Below are 14,243 nucleotides of genomic sequence, written 5' to 3'. Positions count from 1 at the left end.
CCCTCCGACATCGGGGCCGGGATCCGCGTCCAGCGGAATCCCCGCTGAGGAGAGGCGCGCCCGGATTCCCGGATCGGACGCGGAGGACGACCAGGGGCCTCCCGCACCGGGCGGGAGGCCCCTGGTCGAAGCGAAGGCTCAGACGGGCCAGGACCCCGCCGTCGGACCGCTCAGCGAGCCGGTGCCGCCGTTCGGATCCACGATGAGGTTCGGGATCACGCCTCCGTCCGGGTAGTCCCCGCCGCGCGCGATCGAGGCGACACCGGAGAAGGTGATGGATCCGTCCTCGGGGCGCACGGAAGGATCGAGCACCCACGAGAACGAGGTACCGGTCGGCTCCGTCGAGTCGGCGCTCGTCACGTACGACAGCACGAGCTTGGTCGAGCTGATCGTCGTGAAGGTCCAGCCCTGGCTCTGCTGCTTGTTCCAGTCGACCCCGTAGGGCGTCTTCAGGAAGTCGAACGCCGGGTTCGTCCCGTGGTATTCGATGGTGATCTCGAAGACGGTCCCCGCCGCGACCACCTTGGGCGCGCTCGGGTCAGCCGGAGAGATGCGCACGCCGTTCGAGCGGATCTGACCGGTGGAGGCGCCCTGCCCGATCACCTCCCCTGCCGTGAGGAAGAAGCGCAGCTCGGCCTGGGGGCTGGCGCTGGCTGCCGCCATCGGCGCGGCGAACGCGGCGGCGACGACGGGCACGGACCAGGCGGCGCCCTTGATCATGGTGCGGCGGGAGAAGCCGCTCTTGACGTCGGTCATGGTGCACTCCAGAGATCGGTCGAGCCGAAGGGCTCGGGAACCGAGATCGCGCACCTCGCGGGTTCGATGCGCGACGGAGACGCGGCGCAGCGGATGGCCGGATTCCCGGGCTCTCCCCGGCGTCCCCCGGCGCTTCCCCGCACTGCCCGAACCTTCAGAATATACCGGTCGACAACATAGTGCAAAGCAGGTGAACAAACCGACGGCGCAGAATCGCCCCGTGATGCGCCGATTCAGCCGTCCGCCCTGGCCCACACATACGGCGTCGTCGTGGTGACCTTGCGCATCCCGGCGCGTTCCAGGATGGGACGGGAGAACTCCGTCGAATCGGAGTGCAGGAGACGCAGGCCGCGAGCGAGGGCCGCCTGAGCCCGCTTCGCGGTCAGCGCCCGATAGACACCGAGTCCGCGCCACTCCCCGACCGTCGCTCCGCCCCAGATCCCCGCGAAGTCGGTGCCCGGCACCGGCTCCAGCCTTCCGGCGCTGATCACCTGTCCCTCTGCCTCCGCGATCCAGAGCACGACGTCGTCGCCCGCCGCGATGCGTGCGATCATGTGCGCAGCCCGCGCGTCGCCGTCGCCCTGCCCGAAGACCTCCGCCTGCATCCGCTCCATCGCCCGGATGCCGTCCGCGTCGCGGACCTCCCGGAGCACGATGCCGTCGGGAATCGGCACGTCGACGGAGAGCGCGACCGCCTCGCCGAGCATCACCGACTCCGCCTCCTCCGGCACGAAGCCGGCATCCCGCAGGGCGGCGTCGAGCCCGGGGGCGATGTCATGACCGCGGGTCTTCCACTCGGCGGTCCCGACCTCCGGCGATCCGGCGAAGTGCGCGCGCACCTCGCCGACGAGAGACCGGATCCGCCGCTCTCCGAGACCGGCGAGATCGCGATAGCTCGCGAACCCGGTTCCTCCGGGGAACACCCCGACGACGACCGGCCCGATCGTGCGCACGTCGGCCGCGCCGCGCAGCTCAGCCTCTCCGCGCAGCTGCTCGTCGTAGGCGGACAGGAGACCGGTCATCGGGGCGCGGCCCCGGTCAGCGTCCGCCAGAGCGCATCCGTCTGCCGGATCGTGTCGGCGAGGTCGCCCGAGGTGTCGATCAGCACATCGGCGATCTCGCGCCGTCGCTCGTCCGGCACCTGCGAGGCGATGCGCTTGGCCGCCTCGGCGCGGTCCAGCCCCCGCTGCCGCACGAGCCGGTCCTCGCGCAGCGCGGCGGGCGCATCGGCGACGACGATGAGGTCCCAGGGGTCGTCCGCGCGCGCCTCGACGAGCAGCGGCACGTCGTACACGACGACCGCCTCCGGATCCGCCTCCTTCGCGGCCGCGAAGCGACGCTGGGACTCCCCCTTCACCGCGGGGTGCACGATGGCGTTCAGCCGGCCGAGCGCCTCCGCGTCGCCGAACACCCGGGCGCCGAGGGCGGCACGGTCCAGCTGACCGTCGGGGGCGATCATCTCGTCGCCGAACTCCGCTGCGATGCGCGCGAGCACCGGGGATCCCGGCGTCTGCACCTCGCGCACGATCCGATCCGCGTCGACGATGACCGCGCCGTGCTCCGCGAGCCGGGCCGCGATCGTGGACTTGCCCGACGCGATGCCGCCGGTGAGTGCGATGAGGGGCATGAGGCCAGTCTGGCACGCGGGCGATCGCCGCCGGCGCGGCGACGGCTGCGGCTCAGCGGGCGGAGGGATCGGCACCGCGCAGCGCGGTCCCCGCCGCGGCTGCGGCGAGACCGCACATCGCGATCACGATCGCCGCGAACCAGCTCCACCCCCAGGCTCCGAACGCGATGCCGAGTGCCCACCCGAACAGGCTCGAGCCGGCGTAGTACGCGAAGTAGTACAACGACGACGCCTGAGCGCGGCTCTCGGGCTCGGCGGCGGCCGAGGTCCACCCCGACGCCACGGCATGCGCCCCGAAGAATCCCGCGGTGAAGAGCAGAAGACCGGCGATCACGACGACCGTGCTCGCGGTCAGCATGAGCAGCGCACCGCCCGCCATCACCGCGATCGAGCCCAGCAGTACCGGATACCTCCCGCCGCGCGACGCGAGCACACCCGCCCAGGGCGAGGCGATCGTTCCCGCGAGGTAGGCGACGAACAGCAGGGTCACTAGCCATGCGGGAAGCGCGAACGGGGGCGCCGCGAGGTGGAAGCCCAGATAGTTGTAGACCGCCACGAAGGCGCCCATGAGCAGAAACCCCTGAGCGTACAGCGCGAGCTGGCGAGGCGAGGCCAGCAGCCGCCGCAGGCGCGTGGCGACGCCCGCCCGCCGTCCAGTCCGGGCACGGACGGGCACGAAGCCCTGCGAGCGCGGCGCGAGCCAGAGGAACAGCGCTGTCGCCACCGCGCAGAGGCCCGTCGCCGTCCACACGCCGGCCCGCCACCCCGCCCCCTCGGCCACCAGCCCGGACACGATCCGCCCGGCGAGCCCGCCGACGGTCGTCCCCGCGATGTAGCTTCCCGCCGCGGCTGCCGCATACCGCGGCCCCACCTCCTCGGCGAGATACGCCAGGGCGACGGCGGGGACCGCGCCGAGCGCGACGCCCTCGGCGCATCGGAGCGCGAGGAGCAGGACGATGCTCCCGCCGAAGGGGGCGGCCAGACCGAGCGCCGTCGCCGCGATCACCCCGATCGCCATCGCGGGCACCCGCCCGATGCGATCGGCGACCACCGACCAGCCGATCACGGAGGCGGCGAGCCCCAGCGTCGCCGCGGAGACGCTCAGCGCGGCCGTCGCCGGGGAGACCCCCAGATCGGCGGCCAGCTGCGGCAGCACCGCCTGCGGCGCGTACAGCTGCGCGAAGGTCGCGATTCCGGCGAAGAAGAGGCCGAGGATGAGTCTCCGGTACTGCGGGGAACCGGGGGCGTGGCCGGGGAAGCTCACGGGATCCGGATCCGCGCTCCTGCGCCGGCGCGCGGGTGCGATGCGAGAGGATCCATGTCCTTCATCCTCACACGCCCCACGCGTCCGAGCCGACCGCACCCGGCGGGCCGGACTCAGACGCGGAACGGGCCGCCACCCGCCCGAAGGCGAGGTGACGGCCCGTTGCGTGGATCGGCTGCTTACGCGTTGCCGCCAGAGAGCTTCTCGCGGAGAGCCGCGAGAGCCTCGTCGTCGGCCAGCGTGCCGGCACCGGCGGAGTCGCTCGAGAACGACTGCGCGCCCCCGAAGTCGTCGCCCGCGGCGGCCTCGGCCTCGGCGGCCTTGAGCACCTGGGCCTTGTGCGCCTCCCAGCGAGCCTGGGCAGCCGCGTACTCCTGCTCCCAAGCCTCGCGCTGAGCGTCGAAGCCTTCCTTCCAGGCGCCGGTCTCGGCGTCGAAGCCCTCCGGGTACTTGTACTCGCCGTTCTCGTCGTACTCGGCGAGCATGCCGTACAGGGCCGGGTCGAACTCGGTGCCGTAGGGGTCGACCGACTCGTTGGCCTGCTTCAGCGACAGCGAGATGCGGCGACGCTCGAGGTCGATGTCGATGACCTTGACGAAGACCTCTTCGCCCACCGAGACGACCTGCTCGGCCAGCTCGACGTGCTTGCTGGACAGCTCCGAGATGTGCACGAGGCCCTCGATGCCGTCCGCGACGCGCACGAACGCACCGAACGGAACGAGCTTGGTGACCTTGCCCGGGGTGACCTGGCCGATGGCGTGGGTGCGGGCGAAGACCTGCCACGGGTCCTCCTGCGTCGCCTTCAGCGACAGGGAGACGCGCTCGCGGTCGAGGTCGACCTCGAGGATCTCGACGGTGACCTCCTGGCCCACCTCGACGACCTCGGAGGCGTGCTCGATGTGCTTCCAGGACAGCTCGGAGACGTGCACGAGGCCGTCCACGCCGCCGAGGTCGACGAACGCACCGAAGTTCACGATCGACGACACGACGCCCTTGCGGACCTGGCCCTTGTGCAGGTTGTTGAGGAACGTGGTGCGCGACTCGGACTGCGTCTGCTCGAGCAGGGCGCGGCGCGACAGGACCACGTTGTTGCGGTTCTTGTCGAGCTCGAGGATCTTGGCCTCGAGCTCCTGGCCGAGGTACGGCGTGAGGTCGCGGACGCGGCGCAGCTCGATGAGCGACGCCGGCAGGAAGCCGCGGAGGCCGATGTCGACGATGAGTCCACCCTTGACGACCTCGATGACCTGACCGGTGACGACGCCGTCGTTCTCCTTGATCTTCTCCACGTCGCCCCAGGCGCGCTCGTACTGGGCGCGCTTCTTGGACAGGATCAGACGGCCTTCCTTGTCCTCCTTCTGGAGGACGAGGGCCTCGACCTGGTCGCCGACGGAGACGACCTCGTTGGGGTCGACGTCGTGCTTGATGCTCAGCTCGCGCGAGGGGATGACGCCCTCGGTCTTGTAGCCGACGTCCAGCAGCACCTCGTCGCGGTCGATCTTGACGATCGTGCCCTCGATGATGTCGCCGTCGTTGAAGAACTTCAGGGTCTTCTCGACCGCAGCCAGGAAGTCCTCGGCAGATCCGATGTCGTTGATCGCGACCTGCTTGGTGGCCGGAGCGGCCGTTGCGGTAGTCATGTAGTGGGTTGTCCTTGTTGATGGATACTCGGGCCGCGATGCACGCCCTCGAAGGGGCACAGGATCGCATCGCAGCGGAATGGATGTGTGTTGTTCGTCACGCACGCGCGAGGAAGCCCCCGCGGGTGACACTTCATGCTATCAGGTCGCCCGGGCTCGGGAAACCGCATTCGCAGCCGGCGCGGGGACGCGGGACCGCCTCCCCGCACCCGGGGAACAACGCCGCTGACCGGCGCCGTGTTCCCGCACGCCCGCTCCCCCGCAGGACCGGCCGAGCACTGGCAGACTGTGGGGATGACCGACGCCGCGCCGAAGCTGCTCCTCCTCGACACCGCCAGCCTGTACTTCCGCGCGTTCTACGGCGTGCCGGACACGGTCAAGGCGCCGGACGGCACCTCGGTCAACGCGGCCCGCGGCCTCCTCGACATGATCGCCAAGCTCGTGTCGTCCTATCGGCCCACGCACCTCGTCGCCTGCTGGGACGACGACTGGCGTCCGCAGTGGCGGGTCGACCTCATCCCGAGCTACAAGGCGCACCGCGTGGTCGAGGTCGTGCCCGGCGGCGCGGACGTCGAAGAGGTGCCCGACCCGCTCGAAGCGCAGATCCCGATCATCCGCGAAGCGCTCGCGGCGCTGCGGATCCCGGTCGTCGGAGTGGCGGAGCACGAGGCCGACGACGTGATCGGGACCCTCGCGACCGGCGCGGACATGCCCGTCGACATCATCACGGGCGACCGGGACCTGTTCCAGCTCGTGGACGACGCCCGCGGAGTCAGGGTGGTCTACACCGGCCGCGGCATGAGCAACCTCGAGGACCTCACCGAGGAGGCGGTGGTGCGCAAGTACGGAGTGCTCCCGAGCCAGTACGCCGACTTCGCGACGATGCGCGGCGACGCGTCCGACGGGCTCCCCGGCGTGGCCGGGGTCGGCGAGAAGACGGCCGCGAACCTGCTCGCCGTGCACGGCGACCTCCCGGCGATCCGTGCCGCCGCCGAGGCTGCGGAGGGCATGTCGGCCGGCGTCGCGAAGAAGATCCTCGCCGCCTCCGACTACCTCGACGTCGCCCCGATCGTGGTGCGCGTCGCGACCGCGCTTCCCATCGCCGTCCCCGACGAGCCCCTGCGACCGCTCGACCCCGCGGAGACCGCGGCCGCGGTCGGCGTCGCGGAGCGTTGGAACCTGGGCACGTCGATGGCCCGCGCGCTGGAGGCGCTCAGCCGCACGGCCTGACCCGGCCCCTCAGCCGGCCCAGCGCAGCAGGCGCTCGAGCCCCCACGTCGTCACGATCCGCTCCGCGGGCACCCCGGCACGCTCGGCGCGTTCGGCGCCGTGGTCCAGCAGCGACAGCTGGCCGGGGGCGTGCGCGTCGGAGTCGATCGAGAACAGGCACCCGATCTCGAGCGCGAGCGCGAGCAGCGCGTCGGGCGGGTCGTGCCGCTCGGGACGGGAGTTGATCTCCACGGCGACGCCGTGCTCGGCGCACGCCTCGAAGACGGCACGGCCGTCGAATCGCGAGGGCGGCCGCGTGCCCCGATCCCCCTGCACGAGCTGGCCGGTGACGTGTCCGAGCACGCTGACGCGCGGGTTCGAGACCGCGGCGACCATGCGCCGGGTCATCGGCGCGGGTTCCATGGCCAGCTTGGAATGCACCGAGGCGACCACGATGTCGAGCTCGCCGAGCAGCCGATCCTCCTGGTCCAGGCGCCCGTCGTCGAGGATGTCGACCTCGATGCCGGTGAGCATCGTGAGCCCGTCCCCGCTGAGCGCCCGCACCTGCGGCAGCTGGGTCCGCAGGCGCTCCGCGGTCAGGCCGCGCGCCACGCGCAGCCGCGGCGAGTGATCGGTGATCGCGAGGTACTCGTGCCCCAGCGCGCGCGCCGCGTCGGCCATCGCCGCGATCGGCGTCGTCCCGTCCGACCACTCGGTGTGCGCGTGCAGGTCGCCGCGCAGGCGCGTGCGCAGCTCCGAGACGATCTCCGGCTCGACCTCGCCGCGCAGCTCGACGAGATAGGACGGCGTCTCGCCCGCGAGCGCCTGGCGGATCACCTCGAACGTGGAGGATCCGATCCCCTTCGCCTGCTGGATCCGGCCCGGATCCCGTCGCGCGTCCTCCGGAAGGCCCGCGTAGGTCTCGGCCGCGGCGCGGAACGCCTTGGCGCGGTACCGCGACGCCCGCTCCCGCTCGAGCAGCCGGGCGATCTCGAGCAGCGCCTCCTGGGGATCCATGCCTGCCTCCTGCGCTCAGTCCGCCGCGAGCTCCCGCGACGCCGCGACCCAGGCGTCCAGCTTCGCGACGGCGCGGCCGTCGTCGACGGCCGCCTCGGCCCGGCCGTACGCGTCGCGCAGCCGCTGCACGATCGGCACCTGCGCCTGCGCCGCGTCGTGCGACAGCTCGTAGGCGACGATCCCGGCCGCGGCGTTCAGCAGCACGATGTCGCGCACCGCCCCCTTCTCTCCCTCGAGCGTGCGCCGCAGTACTCCGGCGTTGTGCTCCGGGGATCCCCCGATGAGGTCCGCGAGGTCGGCGAGCGGGATGCCCAGGTCCCGGGGATCCAGGTCGTGCTCGTGGATGTCGCCGCGGGTGACCTCCCAGATCCTGCTGTGACCGGTGGTCGTCAGCTCGTCCAGTCCGTCGTCGCCGCGGAACACGAGCGCCGTGGCGCCGCGCGTGCGGAACACGCCCGTGATGAGGGGCACGCGGTCCAGCTGGGCCACGCCGACGGCGTTCGCCTCGGCGCGTGCGGGGTTGCAGAGCGGGCCGAGCATGTTGAAGACCGTCGGCACCCCGAGCTCGGCGCGGACGGCGCCGGCGTTCTTGAAGCCGGGGTGGAACGCCCCCGCCCAGGCGAACGTGATGCCGGTGCGGTCCAGGATCTCGGCGACGGCCCGCGGGTCGAGGGTGAGCTGCAGACCCAGCGCGCCGAGGACGTCGGACGAACCCGACGACGAGCTCGCCGCGCGGTTGCCGTGCTTGACGACCGGCACCCCGGTGGCACCGATGATGATCGCGGCCGTCGTCGACACGTTCACGGTGCCGACGCGGTCGCCGCCCGTGCCGACGATGTCGAGGACGTCCGAGGAGACCGGGAGCGGCACGGCCGCCTCGAGGATCGCGTCGCGGAAGCCGACGACCTCGTCGATCGTCTCCCCCTTCGCGCGCAGGCCGACGAGGAACCCCGCGAGCTGCGCCTCGGTCGCCTGGCCGCGCATCACCTGGCGCATGGCCCAGGTGGACTCGTAGACGCTGAGATCGCGTCCGGCGAGGAGGGTGGAGAGGACATCGGGCCAGGTCAGAGCTTCCGCCATGCCAGCGATCCTATCGATGTGATGCAGTCGTGATCGCCGTCGCGGATCCGCGCCCTCCCGCGCAACGCCGCGGCTCTCAGGGGATTCGCGGCGGGTTCCGAGGTCGCACCGAGCCTGCGACGGGCTGAACCGCCGCGGCCGGTGCGACAATCGGCCTCCCGGATCGGCCATAATGGACGGGTGACGACCTCAGCGACGTATGCCCCGGCGGCGAGAACGATCAAGCGCCCCAACCCGGTGGCTGTGGGAACCATTGTCTGGCTCGGCAGTGAAGTGATGTTCTTCGCGGGACTCTTCGCGATCTACTTCACCCTGCGCAGCACCTCTCCGGAGCTCTGGGCCTCGCGCACCGAGCACCTGAACGTGCCGTTCGCCGCGATCAACACCCTGGTCCTGGTGGCGTCCTCGTTCACCTGCCAGATGGGCGTGTTCGCCGCGGAGCGCATGCAGCCGTACACGGCGGTGAACGACAAGGGCCGCAAGCGCTGGGGCATGGTCCCCTGGTTCTGGGTGACCTTCATCATGGGCGCGTTCTTCGTGTCCGGCCAGGTGTGGGAGTACTCGCAGCTCGTCGCCGAGGGCATGCCGATCTCGGCCGACTCGTACGCGTCCGCGTTCTACATCACCACCGGCTTCCACGCCCTGCACGTCACGGGCGGTCTGGTCGCGTTCCTGCTGACCCTCGGCCGCGCCTTCGCCGTCAAGAACTTCACGCACAAGGAGGCGACGACCGCGATCGTGGTGTCCTACTACTGGCACTTCGTCGACGTCGTCTGGATCGTGCTGTTCTTCGTCATCTATTTCCTCAAGTAAGAAGCGGAGCGGATCCCCGACATGGCACGTGAGAAGAAGCGCCGTTCCGGCCGTCGCAGCCCCCTGGCAGCAGCGGCGCTGATCGGTGCAGGCCTGATGATCACCGGCGGCGTCTACGCCGGTGCGAGCGCGGCGTTCGCCGCCACCGAGCCGGCGTCCGTCACCGCCGCGGTGTCGACTGAGGACGGCCAGAAGCTGTTCCAGGCGAACTGCGCGACCTGCCACGGCATGAACCTGCAGGGCACCGCGACCGGCCCGAGCCTCTACGGCGTCGGCGAGCTGGCCGTCGAGTTCCAGATGTCCACGGGCCGCATGCCGCTGCAGATGCAGGGACCGCAGGCCCCGCAGAAGCACCCGCAGTTCACCGAGGAGCAGATCAAGAACGTCGCGGCCTGGGTCCAGTCGGTCGCTCCCGGCCCGACCTACCCGGACGAGAAGATCATCGACGGCAAGGGCGACGTCGCCCACGGCGCCGAGCTGTTCCGGATCAACTGCGCGATGTGCCACAACGTCGCCGGCGCCGGTGGAGCCCTCACGGAGGGCAAGTACGCTCCCGGCCTCATGAAGACCAGCGCGCTGCACATGTACGCGGCGATGGTCACCGGCCCGCAGAACATGCCGGTCTTCGGCGACATGAACCTGACGCCCGAGGACAAGCGCGACATCATCTCCGCGCTGCTCTTCCAGCAGAAGGCGACCCAGGTCGGCGGCATGGATCTCGGATCCCTCGGCCCCGTCTCGGAGGGCCTGTTCATCTGGATCTTCGGAATCGGCGCACTCGTCGCCATCACCGTGTGGATCACGGCGAAGTCCAACTGACGCCGGCATATCGAAGAACGTACGAGGAGAACCATGGCACACGACGACCCGCACGCTCTTGACCGGACCTATCAGGCACCGGCCGGGCTGAGCGTCGACGTCAGCGATCCCGCGCAGAACCCGGGACTGCCCCCGCACCGCGAGCGCATCACCGACCAGGATCCGAAGGCGATGAAGACCGCCGTCCGCACGGTCTACACGCTCTTCTACCTCTCCCTCGCGGGCAGCATCTGGGCGGTCGCCGCCTACATGCTGTTCCCGATCGAGAGCGGCTCGCTCATCGACGTGCGCTACAACAACCTGTTCATCGGCCTCGGCATCGCCCTCGCCCTGCTGGCCCTCGGCATCGGCGCGATCCACTGGTCGAAGGCGATCATGGCCGACAAGGAGCACGTCGAGTACCGCCACCCGACGCGCGGTCGCGACTCGACCCGCGAGGCGGCCATCCAGGCGTTCGCCGACGCGAACGAGGAGTCCGGCTTCGGGCGTCGCGTCATGATCCGCAACTCCCTCATCGCCGCCGTCGTGGCGTCCGTCGTTCCCGGCCTGGCCCTGTTCCGCGGTCTCGCGCCCCAGGACACCCCGGAGAACCCGATCGCGGGCCAGCCGGTCAAGCTCCTGCAGCACACGATGTGGGAGAAGGGCATGCGCCTGGCGCACGACCCCGACGGCACCCCGATCCGCGCCGCGGACATCACGATCGGCTCGGCCGTGCACGTGATCCCCGAGCCGCTCGGGAAGATCGGCCACGAGGACGGCTACCTCGAGGAGAAGGCCAAGGCGATCGTGCTGCTCATGCGCCTGCTCCCCGAGCAGCTCATCGAGTCCGAGGAGCGCAAGAGCTGGTCGTACAACGGCATCGTCGCGTACTCCAAGGTCTGCACCCACGTCGGCTGCCCGGTCGCGCTCTACGAGCAGCAGACCCACCACCTGCTCTGCCCGTGCCACCAGTCGCAGTTCGACGTCACGGAGCACGCCAAGGTCATCTTCGGCCCGGCCGCGCGTCCGCTGCCGCAGCTGCCGATCACGGTCGATGACGAGGGCTACCTCGTCGCGCAGAGCGATTTCCACGAACCCGTCGGTCCGAGCTTCTGGGAGCGCCATTGAGCACCGCAACTGTTACCGAGCCGAAGTCCTCGGAGAAGCCCTCGGAGGCGCCTCTGGGCGGCCGATTCGTCGGCGGCCTCTCGAACTACATCGATGAGCGGACGAGCCTCTCCGGCTTCGTCAAGGAGCTCGGCCGCAAGATCTTCCCGGATCACTGGTCGTTCATGCTCGGCGAGATCGCGCTGTGGAGCTTCGTCGTCGTGCTGCTGTCCGGCACGTTCCTGACGTTCTTCTTCCAGGCCTCGATGGTGCCCACGCACTACTCCGGCGCCTACCCCCCGATGCGGGGCGTGGAGATGTCGGCCGCGCTCGACTCCACCCTGCGCATCTCGTTCGACATCCGCGGCGGCCTGCTGGTCCGTCAGATCCACCACTGGGCGGCGCTGACGTTCGTGGCCGGCATCGGCGTGCACATGCTCCGTGTCTTCTTCACCGGTGCGTTCCGCAAGCCGCGCGAGCTGAACTGGGTGATCGGCTTCGTGCTGTTCGTCCTCGCGATGGCCGAGGGCTTCACCGGCTACTCGCTCCCCGACGACCTGCTCTCGGGCAACGGTCTGCGCATCATCGACGGCATGATCAAGGGTCTCCCCCTGATCGGCACCTGGACCTCGTTCATGCTCTTCGGCGGCGAGTTCCCGGGCGATCAGATCGTCGGACGCCTGTACACGCTCCACATCCTGATCCTGCCGCTGCTGGTCATCGGCCTGGTCGTGCTGCACCTGATGCTCATGGTCATCAACAAGCACACCCAGTTCGCGGGCCCCGGTCGCTCCGAGGACAACGTCGTGGGCTACCCGATGATGCCGATCTACATGTCCAAGATGGGCGGCTTCCTGTTCATCACGTTCGGTGTGATCGTGCTGATCGCCTCGCTCTTCCAGATCAACCCGATCTGGAACTACGGCCCCTACGACCCCTCCCCGGTCTCGGCGGGTACGCAGCCCGACTGGTACATCGGCTTCGCCGACGGGGCGCTCCGCCTGGCGCCGTCGAACCTCGACGTGGTGTTCCTCGACCACACCTGGTCGTTCGGGATCATCATCCCCGTGCTCGTGCTCGGCCTGTTCATCGTGCTCGTCGCCGTCTACCCCTTCATCGAGGCGTGGCTCACCGGCGACAAGCGCGAGCACCACATCGCACAGCGTCCCCGTACCGCGGCGACCCGCACCGCGATCGGCGTCGCCGGCGTGGTCTTCTACGCCACCCTGTGGGCGGCGGCATCCTCCGACCTGATCGCGACGCACTTCTCGCTGACGATGGAGGGCGTGATCCACACGCTCCAGGCGCTGCTGTTCATCGGCCCGGTGCTCAGCTACTTCGTCACGAAGCGGATCTGCATCGCCCTGCAGAAGAAGGATCGTGAGATCGTCCTGCACGGCTACGAGTCCGGACGCATCGTCCGCCTCCCGGGTGGCGAGTTCATCGAGGTGCACAAGCCGGTCGACGTGTACGACCGCTGGAAGCTCATCGACACCGAGGTGTACGAGCCGCTCGTCGTCCGCCCCAACGCGAAGGGCCGCATCCCCTGGACGCAGAACCTGCGCTCGTCGATGTCGCGCTGGTTCTTCGAGGACCGCCTCTCCCCGCTCACGCAGGCCGAGGTCGCTGCGGCGGACGCCCACCAGCGCCACGCGCTGCACGACGTCAACGAGGGCGCGCACGACGAGATCGTGGCCTCCCACGCCCGCGCGGGTGTGAGCGAGGACCAGATCGCGCCGGTCGACACCACGCACGTCAGCGAGACGCCGAACACGCCGAGCTCCGCGCTCGCGCCGGAGTCGCTGCCCAAGAAGGAGCAGGGCGAGTAACCCTCCCCCGCACGACGAAGGCCCCGTCATCTGACGGGGCCTTCGTCGTTGCCATCGCGCCCCCCGCGGTAGCCTGGCGTCATGACTTCTGCCGCCGAACACTTCGCCACCAAGCTCGCCTTCGAGACCGATGCGAGCGACCTGCACGCCGCCCGCACGTCCGGTGAGCGCATCGCCGTGGTGGACGTGCGCAGCGACGAGGCGTGGGCTCAGGGGCGTGTCGTCGACGCGATCCATATGCACTACAGCGAGATCGCCGCCCGGGCGCCTCAGGAGATCCCTCAGGGCACCCCCGTGGTGGTCTACTGCTGGAGCCCCGGGTGCAACGCCGGCGACAAGGGCGCGCGGGAGTTCGCCAAGCTCGGCTACGACGTGAAGCTCATGATCGGCGGCTTCGAGTACTGGGTGCGCGAGGGATACCCCGTCGAGAATGCGGACGGGATCCATCGTCGACCGGTGGACCCGCTCACCGGGATCCCGCGCATCCGCACAACGGCCTGAGCGCCCGCGCTCCCCCGCGCCTCGGAGAGAGGTCACGTGGAGCGCCATCGCAGCGGCGTGCAGCGGCTCAGGACGCCGGCTCTGAGGAATCCACGGGTGCTGTCTGCGCCATCACCGCGAGGGTGCGCCCGTCGGGGTCGGCGAAGAACGCCATCCATTCCTCGACACCCGAGTCATGACGATGGATCAGGTGCGGAGCGTCGAGGAAGACCACACCTTTCGCCGTCAGGGCCTCGTGGGCGGCGTGGATGTCCTCGACGCGGAAGTACAGCACCGACTCGCCTCTCTCGCCCGCACCGTCGTCCGCCGCGCTCAGGAACAGCCGCGTGCCGTTCAGGTCGAAGAATGCGAGGTCGCCGTAGGTGTACAGGTGCGGCAGGCCGAGGACATCGCGGTACCAGCTGACGGCGACATCGATGTCACGGACGCGGCGCGACACCTGTCCGAGCGACGCCAGATCGCCTCCGTCCATCGGTGGCCTCCCTCGATGCCTCACGGCGTCCGATCATGCCGTCCATCGGGATGATAGCCCTCTCCCACCGTGACCGTCACGCGATCCACAGGCACAAGACGACGAGGCCCCCGGAGCCAGGAGCTCCAGGGGC

The 14,243-nt window shown here is 70.1% G+C and carries 14 protein-coding genes; 6 read left to right on the top strand and 8 right to left on the bottom strand.

The window, feature by feature from the left end:
- Positions 1-138 precede the first annotated feature (138 nt).
- From WFJ17_RS16690 to rpsA, 5 genes are all read right to left on the bottom strand, one after another.
- Positions 139-756 (bottom strand): hypothetical protein, encoded by a 618-nt coding sequence (locus tag WFJ17_RS16690; RefSeq protein WP_251441867.1) that lies wholly within the window; start codon positions 754-756, stop codon positions 139-141.
- Between the two features lie 233 nt (positions 757-989).
- Positions 990-1,778 carry a GNAT family N-acetyltransferase gene (locus tag WFJ17_RS16685; protein WP_336648995.1) on the bottom strand — a complete coding sequence of 263 codons (789 nt, stop codon included), beginning with the start codon at positions 1,776-1,778 and terminating at the stop codon, positions 990-992.
- Positions 1,775-2,383 carry a dephospho-CoA kinase gene (coaE, locus tag WFJ17_RS16680; protein ID WP_336648994.1) on the bottom strand — a complete coding sequence of 203 codons (609 nt, stop codon included), beginning with the start codon at positions 2,381-2,383 and terminating at the stop codon, positions 1,775-1,777. The genes WFJ17_RS16685 and coaE overlap by 4 nt, the downstream gene beginning before the upstream one ends.
- Before the next feature lie 52 nt (positions 2,384-2,435).
- On the bottom strand, positions 2,436-3,647 hold the full coding sequence (locus tag WFJ17_RS16675; protein ID WP_251441875.1) for an MFS transporter: 1,212 nt from the start codon (positions 3,645-3,647) through the stop codon (positions 2,436-2,438).
- A gap of 179 nt (positions 3,648-3,826) precedes the next feature.
- Positions 3,827-5,284 (bottom strand): 30S ribosomal protein S1, encoded by a 1,458-nt coding sequence (gene rpsA, locus WFJ17_RS16670; protein ID WP_251441879.1) that lies wholly within the window; start codon positions 5,282-5,284, stop codon positions 3,827-3,829.
- A 294-nt stretch (positions 5,285-5,578) separates the two neighbouring features.
- Here rpsA and WFJ17_RS16665 point away from each other — a divergent pair, with 294 nt between their 5' ends.
- Positions 5,579-6,514, top strand: a complete 936-nt coding sequence (locus WFJ17_RS16665; RefSeq protein ID WP_336648993.1) for a 5'-3' exonuclease — start codon at positions 5,579-5,581, stop codon at positions 6,512-6,514.
- Between the two features lie 9 nt (positions 6,515-6,523).
- Here WFJ17_RS16665 and WFJ17_RS16660 read toward each other — a convergent pair whose 3' ends face one another.
- Together WFJ17_RS16660 and trpD are read right to left on the bottom strand one after the other, a co-directional pair.
- The gene (locus tag WFJ17_RS16660) at positions 6,524-7,510 is read right to left on the bottom strand and encodes a PHP domain-containing protein (protein ID WP_292886074.1); all 987 of its coding nucleotides are present in this window, start codon (positions 7,508-7,510) and stop codon (positions 6,524-6,526) included.
- 15 nt (positions 7,511-7,525) lie between these two features.
- The gene (trpD, locus tag WFJ17_RS16655; RefSeq protein ID WP_251441888.1) at positions 7,526-8,590 is read right to left on the bottom strand and encodes an anthranilate phosphoribosyltransferase; all 1,065 of its coding nucleotides are present in this window, start codon (positions 8,588-8,590) and stop codon (positions 7,526-7,528) included.
- A gap of 180 nt (positions 8,591-8,770) precedes the next feature.
- Between trpD and ctaE the strand changes: the two genes are divergently transcribed.
- From ctaE to WFJ17_RS16630, 5 genes are all read left to right on the top strand, one after another.
- The gene (ctaE, locus tag WFJ17_RS16650) at positions 8,771-9,403 is read left to right on the top strand and encodes an aa3-type cytochrome oxidase subunit III (protein ID WP_442927998.1); all 633 of its coding nucleotides are present in this window, start codon (positions 8,771-8,773) and stop codon (positions 9,401-9,403) included.
- Between the two features lie 21 nt (positions 9,404-9,424).
- Positions 9,425-10,222, top strand: coding sequence for a cytochrome bc1 complex diheme cytochrome c subunit (gene qcrC, locus WFJ17_RS16645; RefSeq protein ID WP_251441891.1), 798 nt, complete (start codon positions 9,425-9,427; stop codon positions 10,220-10,222).
- A 33-nt stretch (positions 10,223-10,255) separates the two neighbouring features.
- Positions 10,256-11,329, top strand: coding sequence for a cytochrome bc1 complex Rieske iron-sulfur subunit (qcrA, locus tag WFJ17_RS16640; RefSeq protein ID WP_251441894.1), 1,074 nt, complete (start codon positions 10,256-10,258; stop codon positions 11,327-11,329).
- The gene (qcrB, locus tag WFJ17_RS16635; protein WP_251441904.1) at positions 11,326-13,137 is read left to right on the top strand and encodes a cytochrome bc1 complex cytochrome b subunit; all 1,812 of its coding nucleotides are present in this window, start codon (positions 11,326-11,328) and stop codon (positions 13,135-13,137) included. Before qcrA ends, qcrB begins: the two co-directional genes overlap by 4 nt.
- A gap of 81 nt (positions 13,138-13,218) precedes the next feature.
- The gene (locus WFJ17_RS16630; RefSeq protein ID WP_336648992.1) at positions 13,219-13,638 is read left to right on the top strand and encodes a rhodanese-like domain-containing protein; all 420 of its coding nucleotides are present in this window, start codon (positions 13,219-13,221) and stop codon (positions 13,636-13,638) included.
- 67 nt (positions 13,639-13,705) lie between these two features.
- Here the strand turns inward: WFJ17_RS16630 and WFJ17_RS16625 are convergent, their stop codons facing one another.
- Positions 13,706-14,110: a VOC family protein gene (locus WFJ17_RS16625; RefSeq protein ID WP_336648991.1), complete on the bottom strand. Its 405-nt coding sequence runs from the start codon at positions 14,108-14,110 to the stop codon at positions 13,706-13,708.
- Between the last annotated feature and the right edge of the window lie 133 nt (positions 14,111-14,243).

The organism is Microbacterium sp. MMO-10, assembly GCF_037148715.1.
GTDB lineage: Bacteria > Actinomycetota > Actinomycetes > Actinomycetales > Microbacteriaceae > Microbacterium.
Note: the sequence above shows the minus strand (reverse complement) of the source record. Positions and strands in the feature narration are given on the sequence as shown.

What these genes read in the sequence shown, in the direction of transcription:
- WFJ17_RS16690 (WP_251441867.1), bottom strand. Translation starts at nt 756, where the DNA reads ATGACCGACGTCAAGAGCGGCTTCTCCCGCCGCACCATGATCAAGGGC.
- WFJ17_RS16685 (WP_336648995.1), bottom strand. Translation starts at nt 1,778, where the DNA reads ATGACCGGTCTCCTGTCCGCCTACGACGAGCAGCTGCGCGGAGAGGCT.
- coaE (WP_336648994.1), bottom strand. Translation starts at nt 2,383, where the DNA reads ATGCCCCTCATCGCACTCACCGGCGGCATCGCGTCGGGCAAGTCCACG.
- rpsA (WP_251441879.1), bottom strand. Translation starts at nt 5,284, where the DNA reads ATGACTACCGCAACGGCCGCTCCGGCCACCAAGCAGGTCGCGATCAAC.
- WFJ17_RS16665 (WP_336648993.1), top strand. Translation starts at nt 5,579, where the DNA reads ATGACCGACGCCGCGCCGAAGCTGCTCCTCCTCGACACCGCCAGCCTG.
- WFJ17_RS16660 (WP_292886074.1), bottom strand. Translation starts at nt 7,510, where the DNA reads ATGGATCCCCAGGAGGCGCTGCTCGAGATCGCCCGGCTGCTCGAGCGG.
- trpD (WP_251441888.1), bottom strand. Translation starts at nt 8,590, where the DNA reads ATGGCGGAAGCTCTGACCTGGCCCGATGTCCTCTCCACCCTCCTCGCC.
- qcrC (WP_251441891.1), top strand. Translation starts at nt 9,425, where the DNA reads ATGGCACGTGAGAAGAAGCGCCGTTCCGGCCGTCGCAGCCCCCTGGCA.
- qcrA (WP_251441894.1), top strand. Translation starts at nt 10,256, where the DNA reads ATGGCACACGACGACCCGCACGCTCTTGACCGGACCTATCAGGCACCG.
- WFJ17_RS16630 (WP_336648992.1), top strand. Translation starts at nt 13,219, where the DNA reads ATGACTTCTGCCGCCGAACACTTCGCCACCAAGCTCGCCTTCGAGACC.
- WFJ17_RS16625 (WP_336648991.1), bottom strand. Translation starts at nt 14,110, where the DNA reads ATGGACGGAGGCGATCTGGCGTCGCTCGGACAGGTGTCGCGCCGCGTC.